This is a genomic window from Pseudomonas sp. SMV71, assembly GCF_052042015.1.
Taxonomy (GTDB): Bacteria; Pseudomonadota; Gammaproteobacteria; order Pseudomonadales; family Pseudomonadaceae; genus Aquipseudomonas.
This window is the reverse complement of the sequence record NZ_JBKGGU010000032.1, coordinates 36,683-42,916: the sequence shown is the minus strand read 5'-3', so window position 1 is coordinate 42,916 and position 6,234 is coordinate 36,683. Positions and strand designations below refer to the sequence as shown.

General features: G+C 61.6%; 6 protein-coding genes. 3 read left to right on the top strand and 3 right to left on the bottom strand.

Translation table 11 applies throughout. From position 1 onward, the window contains the following. Positions 1-286 precede the first annotated feature (286 nt). Positions 287-1,753, bottom strand: coding sequence for a D-alanyl-D-alanine carboxypeptidase/D-alanyl-D-alanine endopeptidase (gene dacB, locus ACLEJQ_RS24465; protein WP_440799278.1), 1,467 nt, complete (start codon positions 1,751-1,753; stop codon positions 287-289). 41 nt (positions 1,754-1,794) lie between these two features. On the opposite strand from dacB, the gene ACLEJQ_RS24460 reads away from it, so the two are divergent. Together ACLEJQ_RS24460 and ACLEJQ_RS24455 are read left to right on the top strand one after the other, a co-directional pair. After that, on the top strand, positions 1,795-1,995 hold the full coding sequence (locus tag ACLEJQ_RS24460) for a hypothetical protein (protein ID WP_440799276.1): 201 nt from the start codon (positions 1,795-1,797) through the stop codon (positions 1,993-1,995). Beyond that, positions 1,985-2,329: a YggL family protein gene (locus ACLEJQ_RS24455; RefSeq protein ID WP_440799274.1), complete on the top strand. Its 345-nt coding sequence runs from the start codon at positions 1,985-1,987 to the stop codon at positions 2,327-2,329. The genes ACLEJQ_RS24460 and ACLEJQ_RS24455 overlap by 11 nt, the downstream gene beginning before the upstream one ends. Before the next feature lie 165 nt (positions 2,330-2,494). On the opposite strand, the gene ACLEJQ_RS24450 is transcribed toward ACLEJQ_RS24455, so the two are convergent. After that, a complete protein-coding gene (locus ACLEJQ_RS24450) occupies positions 2,495-3,685 on the bottom strand; it encodes a benzoate/H(+) symporter BenE family transporter (RefSeq protein ID WP_440799273.1) in 1,191 nt (396 codons plus the stop codon). A 345-nt stretch (positions 3,686-4,030) separates the two neighbouring features. On the opposite strand from ACLEJQ_RS24450, the gene ACLEJQ_RS24445 reads away from it, so the two are divergent. Further along, positions 4,031-4,795, top strand: coding sequence for a GntR family transcriptional regulator (locus ACLEJQ_RS24445; RefSeq protein WP_042728046.1), 765 nt, complete (start codon positions 4,031-4,033; stop codon positions 4,793-4,795). 126 nt (positions 4,796-4,921) lie between these two features. Here the strand turns inward: ACLEJQ_RS24445 and guaD are convergent, their stop codons facing one another. Next, complete coding sequence (guaD, locus tag ACLEJQ_RS24440; protein WP_440799270.1) at positions 4,922-6,226, bottom strand: guanine deaminase; 1,305 nt, start codon at positions 6,224-6,226, stop codon at positions 4,922-4,924. Between the last annotated feature and the right edge of the window lie 8 nt (positions 6,227-6,234).

The window sequence follows — 6,234 nt, the reverse complement described above, 5'->3', positions numbered from 1 at the left end:
CCCACAGTTGATTGGGGATATATGCGGGTCTTGCGGCTGGCGGTTGACCCTGTGGGAGCGAGCTTGCTCGCGAATGCGGTGGTTCAGTCGGCTTGATGTTGAATGACACACCGCCATCGCGAGCAGGCTCGCTCCCACAGTTGATTGGGGATATATGCGGGTCTTTCGGCTGGCGGTTGACCCTGTGGGAGCGAGCTTGCTCGCGAAGGCGGTGGTTCAGTCTACAAAGAGGCTGAGTGTTCAAGCTATCGCGAGCAGGCTGGCTCTCACATGGCGTTGTGTCGGGTCAGAGCACCGAAGCCGTCTGCGGCAGTTTCGGCTGGCGGTAGAGGTCCAGCAGCACCTGGTCCAGCACTGATGAAGCGCCCCAAGGTTTCGGATCGTTAAGGATCGCCACGACTGCCCACGTGTTGCCGTTGATGTCGCGGCTGTAGCCGGCGATGGCGCGGACGGTGTTCAGCGTTCCGGTCTTGATGTGGGCTTCGCCGGCCATTGCGGTGGTCTTGAGGCGTTTGCGCATGGTGCCGTCGGTACCGGCAATTGGCATCGAGCTGATGTATTCGGCGGCATACGGGCTACGCCAGGCGGCTTGCAGCATCGCGGCCATTTCCCGGGCGCTGACCCGCTCGGCGCGAGACAGGCCTGAGCCGTTCTCCATCACCAGGTGCGGTGCGGTGATACCTTTCTTGGCCAGCCATTGGCGCACGACCCGTTGCGCGGCCTTGGCGTCGTCGCCGTCGGCTTCGTTGCGGAACTGCGCGCCCAGGCTCAGGAACAGCTGCTGGGCCATGGTGTTGTTACTGTATTTGTTGATGTCGCGGATGATCTCCGCCAGGTCCGGCGAAAAGGCCCGGGCCAGCACCTTGGCGTTGCTCGGGGTCGGCGCGAGGCGGTCCTTGCCCTGGATGCTGCCGCCCAATTCCTTCCAGATCGCCCGCACCGCACCGGCGGTGTAGGTGGCATGGTCCAGCAGCGACAGATAGGTCTGGGAGCTGCAACCGTCCCCCAGTTGCCCACCGACCGTCACGGTCACGCTGCCGTCCGCCTGGGGCACCGGGTTGTAGCGCACGCCGCCGGCGCATTGCTTGGAATTGACCGCCTTGACCTGGTTGTCGATGCGGACACTGGCAATCGGCGGCTCCACCGACACCAGCACCCGGCCGCCGTCATTGCGGGCAACGAAACGCAGGGCCTTGAGGTTGACCAGCAGCGAATCGGGCTTGACCAGGAACGGTTTGTTCTCGTCATTACCATCGTCATTGAACTCGGGCAATTGCGGCTGGATGAAGAAGGTGCGGTCCAGCACCAGGTCGCCGGTGATCTGCTGGACGCCGTTGGCGCGCAGGTCCCGCATCAGCAGCCAGAGTTTTTCCATGTTCAGCTTGGGGTCACCGCCGCCCTTGAGGTACAGGTTGCCGTTGAGTATCCCGCCGCTGAGGGTGCCGTCAGTGTAGAACTCGGTTTTCCACTGGTGATTGGGGCCGAGCATTTCCAGGGCCGCGTAGGTGGTCACCAGTTTCATGGTGGACGCCGGGTTTACCGAGACGTCAGCGTTGTACAGTGTCGGGGTGCCGGGGCCGTCGAGCGGCACCAACACCAGGGACAGGGCGTTGTCTTGCAGCTTGCTGGCCTTGAGGGCTTTTTGCACATTGGGCGACAGGGCGGTATTGATCGTGGCGGCGTGGGTGGAGACGGGCAGGGCCAGGGGAAGAAGAAGACTGGCCAGAAGCAATGGACGCAAAGATTTGATCATCTGAAATAAAACCCTACGGGCGAGGGGGAAAAGACGAGGACATGAAAATGAACGTCCTCAACGGTCATGAAAGTGTCGGCATTATGCCCCAAGCTGCAACGGCTTGGGCCGTGCCGGGACTGTTCATGCGCTATTTTTTACCGACGGTAGCCCCAAGCCCCCGATCAGTCGGGCAATCGATGCGCCAAACTGGTAAAGTGCCGGCCGTTATTACTTATGAGGATTGTTTCAATGGCGACTAACCGTTCCCGGCGTCTGCGCAAAAAGCTGTGCGTGGATGAATTTCAAGAGCTGGGTTTCGAACTCAACCTGGATTTCAAAGAAGATCTGGCCGACGAGGCTATTGACGCTTTCCTCGACGCTTTCCTCAAAGAAGCCATGGAAGCCAATGGCCTGGGCTACGTCGGCGGCGATGACTACGGTCTGGTCTGCCTGCAGAAGCGCGGCTCGGTGACCGAAGAGCAGCGTGCTGCCGTTGAAGCCTGGCTCAAGGCGCGTCCTGAGCTGACCAGCGTTGAAGTCAGCCCGCTGATGGATGTGTGGTATCCGGAAAAGCCGATCAACGCCAAGGCGTGATTGCTTGATGGTCAGAGCCAGCGGCCCGTCTGGGCGCCGGCTTTATTGTGTCTGGCTGTCGGATTTCTGTTGTCCTTCAGGTCGTCATCGCGAGCAGGCTCGCTCCCACAGGGGATTTATGGCATTCACATAATCCCTGTGGGAGCGAGCCCGCTCGCGATGCTCTCAAGCGCTACGCCAGTTCAGGATCAGCAAGGTCAGCACCCCCGCCACGATCCCCCAGAACGCCGACCCAATGGAAAACAGCGTCAGCCCCGACGCCGTGACCATGAAGGTGATCAGCGCCGCTTCCCGTTCCCGGGCTTCGCTCATGGCGATGCTCAAGCCGTTGATGATCGACCCGAACAGTGCCAGTGCTGCGATGGACAGCACCAACTCCTTGGGCAGCGCCGCGAACAACGCGGCCAGCGTCGCGCCAAATACCCCGGCGATCCCATAAAAAACGCCACACCAGAGCGCAGCCGTGTAGCGTTTGTTGCGGTCTTCATGGGCGTGGGGCCCGGTGCAGATCGCCGCGCTGATGGCCGCCAGGTTGATCCCGTGGGAGCCGAACGGCGCCAGCAAAAGCGAAGCAATGCCGGTGCTGGTGATCAGCGGTGAGGCTGGAACGTTGTAGCCATCGGCCCGCAGCACGGCGATACCGGGCATGTTTTGCGACGTCATCGCCACCACGAACAGCGGGATGCCGATGCTGATGGTCGCCGCCAGCGAGAAATGGGGCGTGGTCCAGACCGGTGTGGCGACTTCCAGGGCAAAGCCGCTGAAGTCCAACAGACCCAGCAGACCCGACAGCGCCGTGCCCACCAATAGCGCGGCCAGCACTGCGTAACGCGGTGACAGGCGCTTGACGATCAGGTACGTGAAAAACATCCCCAGCACCAGGCCCGTGCGATGCTGGGCAGCGACGAAAATCTCGCTGCCGATCTTGAACAGGATTCCAGCCAGCAACGCCGCCGCCAACGAGGCCGGGATACGCTTGACCAGACGCTCGAAACTGCCGGTCAGGCCACAAATGGTCACCAGTACCGCGCAGGTGATATAGGCGCCAATCGCCTCGCCATAACTCACGCCACCCAGGCTGGTGATCAGCAGCGCCGCGCCGGGTGTCGACCAGGCGATGGTAATCGGCGTGCGATAGCGCAATGACAGGCCGATGGAGCACACCGCCATGCCGATGGAGATCGCCCAGATCCACGAGGAAATCTGCCCGTTGCTCAACCCCGCCGCCTGCCCGGCCTGGAACATCAAAACCAGGGAGCTGGTGTAGCCGGTCATCATCGCAATGAACCCGGCGACGATGGCCGAGGGCGACGTGTCGGCGAGCGGGCGAAGTGGCATGGTCGTGACTTCGGTCATGGTGGGAGGTGGTCCTTGTTATAAATTGGTAAGGCCTGGGGTAACCCTGTGGCGAGGGAGCTTGCTCCCGCTGGACTGCGCAGCAGGCCCTCGTGCGGCTGCTACGCACTGGAGCGCCAGCCCGGCCGAGCGGAGCAAGCTCCCTCGCCACAGAGTTGCGGTTTAAGCCTAAACTCAACCCACTGCCCGATTGCGATACAGCCATGTCCGCAAACAGCCGTACAGTCGTGTTGCCATCAGAGGTTGTGTACAATCCAGGTGTTTTTTACCCGATACTTGCCAGCGACCTGCTGTGCCGTATTACAGTCACGGTCAATTCGCCGCAGTTTTCCGACTCGAGTGCCCATGAACGAACAGTTGCAACCCCTCAAGAAACAACCGCGCGCAGGTAAAGCCGGCCGCAGTGGAACCCAGGACGATATTGTCTACGCGCATATCTTCGAGGCCATTCTCGAACAACGCCTGGCGCCCGGTACAAAATTGAGCGAAGAGGCACTGGGGGAGATTTTCGGAGTCAGCCGCACGATCATCCGCCGTGCGCTGTCACGCCTGGCCCACGAAGGCGTGGTATTGCTGCGGCCCAATCGCGGCGCCGTCGTCGCCAGCCCGAGCGTCGAAGAGGCCCGCCAGGTATTCATGGCCCGGCGTCTGGTGGAGCGGGCGATCACGGAATTGGCGGTGCAACATGCCACCGCCGAGCAGCTCGCCGAGCTGCGGCAGATGGTCAACGACGAACGCGACAGCTTCTCCCGTGGCGACCGAGGCGCCGGTATCCGTTTGTCGGGGGAATTCCACCTCAAGCTGGCCGAAGCGGCGAAGAATGCACCGCTGATCAGCTTCCAGCGCAGCCTGGTGTCCCAGACCTCGCTGATCATCGCCCAATACGAAAGCGGCAACCGCTCGCACTGCTCCTACGACGAACACACCCAGTTGATCGACGCCATCGAAGCCCGGGACGCCACGCTGGCCGTGGACCTGATGATGCATCACATGGACCACATCGACAGCAAGCTCAACCTCGACGAGGAAAGCGCGTCGGATGATTTGCATGCGGTGTTTTCGCATTTGTTGCAGAGCAAGAAGCCGGGGCGGTCGACGGCCAAGCTTTGATGGAATCAGTGAGACCGTGTTGTCTTCATCGCGAGCAGGCTCGCTCCCACAGTGGATTTATAGTGTTTACATAACCCCTGTGGGAGCGAGCCCGCTCGCGATAGCAATCTTCCCGGCAACAACAGTCTACCGCTGATGCACCAACCGCCCAGCCGCATAGGTCTGCGCCACGGTCCGGTCATCCCCCAGCGTCATCAACACAAACAACCGCTCGGCAATGTCCCGTGCCTGCTTGAGGCGATAGCTCAGCAGCGGTGTGGCGTTGTAGTCCAGTACCAGGAAATCCGCGTCGGTGCCCGGTTGCAAGGTGCCGATCCTGTCCTCCAGGCGCAAGGCCCGGGCGCCGCCGAGAGTCGCCAGGTACAACGACTTGAACGGACTTAGCCGTGCGCCTTGCAGTTGCATGACCTTGTAGGCTTCGTTCAGGGTCTGCAACAGCGAAAAACTGGTGCCGCCGCCCACGTCAGTGCCCAAACCCACGTTTATTTTGTGCTTCTCGGCCATCGGCAGGTTGAACAGGCCGCTGCCGAGAAAGAAGTTCGAGGTCGGGCAGAAGGCGATGGCCGAGCCGGTCTCGGCCAGGCGCGCGCATTCCTCGTCACACAGATGCACGCCGTGGGCGAACACCGAGCGTTCGCCCAGCAGTCGGTAATGGTCGTAGACGTCCAGATAGCCCTTGCGCTCGGGGAACAGCTCTTTGACCCACTGCACTTCTTGCAGGTTTTCACTGATGTGGGTCTGCATGTACAGGTCCGGGTATTCATTCAACAACTGGCCGGCCAGGGTCAGTTGCTCCGGGGTACTGGTGGGCGCGAAGCGCGGGGTCACGGCATAGTGCAGACGCCCCTTGCCGTGCCAGCGCTCGATCAGCGCCTTGCTTTCGATGTAGCTGGATTCGGCGGTGTCGGTCAGGTAGTCCGGGGCGTTGCGGTCCATCATCACCTTGCCGGCGATCATCCGCAGGTCGAGCTTCTGGGCCACTTCGAAAAACGCGTTCACCGATTGCGGGTGCACGCTGCCGAACACCAAGGCGGTGGTGGTGCCGTTGCGCAGCAATTCCTTGACGAAAATATCGGCCACGGCGTCGGCGTGAGCCTGGTCGGCGAACTGGCTTTCGCAGGGGAAGGTGTAGGTGTCGAGCCAGTCCAGCAATTGCTCGCCATAGGCGCCGACCATGCCGGTCTGGGGCAGGTGAATGTGCGTGTCGATGAAACCGGGGGTGATCAGCGCGTCCGGGTAATGAGCGACTTCGATGTCCGCCGCCAGGGTCGGCAGCAGGTCCTGGGCATGGCCAATGGCGCTGATCTGGCCGTTTTCCACCACCAGCAAACCGTCCTCGAAATATTCATAGGACGCTTGGAGGCCGACCTCGGCCGGGTCAGCGAGGCTGTGGAGCAGGGCGGCGCGGTAGGCTTTGCGTGTCAGGGGCATGAGCTTGT

Bases quoted from the DNA above. Each gene is read 5' to 3' on its own strand.
- ACLEJQ_RS24445 (WP_042728046.1), top strand. From the start codon at position 4,031: ATGAACGAACAGTTGCAACCCCTCAAGAAACAACCGCGCGCAGGTAAA.
- ACLEJQ_RS24460 (WP_440799276.1), top strand. From the start codon at position 1,795: ATGAAAATGAACGTCCTCAACGGTCATGAAAGTGTCGGCATTATGCCC.
- dacB (WP_440799278.1), bottom strand. From the start codon at position 1,753: ATGATCAAATCTTTGCGTCCATTGCTTCTGGCCAGTCTTCTTCTTCCC.
- ACLEJQ_RS24450 (WP_440799273.1), bottom strand. From the start codon at position 3,685: ATGACCGAAGTCACGACCATGCCACTTCGCCCGCTCGCCGACACGTCG.
- guaD (WP_440799270.1), bottom strand. From the start codon at position 6,226: ATGCCCCTGACACGCAAAGCCTACCGCGCCGCCCTGCTCCACAGCCTC.
- ACLEJQ_RS24455 (WP_440799274.1), top strand. From the start codon at position 1,985: ATGGCGACTAACCGTTCCCGGCGTCTGCGCAAAAAGCTGTGCGTGGAT.